At 61.5% G+C, this 507-nt stretch carries 1 protein-coding gene; it reads left to right on the top strand.

Annotation, left to right across the window (positions count from 1 at the left end; all coding sequences use genetic code 11):
• The coding region (locus tag V6R85_RS26035; protein ID WP_336377361.1) for an MFS transporter at positions 1-507 on the top strand (507 nt) is incomplete at both ends.

Below are 507 nucleotides of genomic sequence, written 5' to 3' on the forward strand. Positions count from 1 at the left end.
ACCAGTTTTGCGCTGGTATCGGCCGAGTTTCTGCCAGCGGGATTGTTGACGCCCATGGCGCGCGATCTCGGCATTACAGAGGGCACGGCGGGACAGGTCGTTACGGCGACAGCTTCCGTGGGCGCTGTAACGGCTTTGCTGAGCAATGTTCTCATCGGCAAACTGAACCGCAAGACTGTGCTTGTCGGTCTTAGCGCGCTGGCGATTGGCTCCAACATTCTCGCATCAGTTGCTGCCGATTTCTGGCTATTGCTGGTCGGCCGGGCCGGACTGGGTATTGCGCTCAGCGGTTTCTGGGCGCTTTCGGTTGCTGTCGTGGCGCGGCTCGTTGGCGCAAATTCGACCGGGCGCGGCATGGCTATCGTCACACTCGGCGTTTCACTCGCCACCATTGCGGCTCCCTCCATGGGCGCCTTGATCAGCGACTGGGTGGGATGGCGCATCGCCATGTCGATGACGGCGGGGCTTGCCGTAATTGCGATGCTGCTGCAGATACTCAGCCTGCCG

It is taken from the genome of Agrobacterium sp. CCNWLW32, assembly GCF_037083425.1.
GTDB classification, from domain to species: domain Bacteria; phylum Pseudomonadota; class Alphaproteobacteria; order Rhizobiales; family Rhizobiaceae; genus Agrobacterium; species Agrobacterium radiobacter.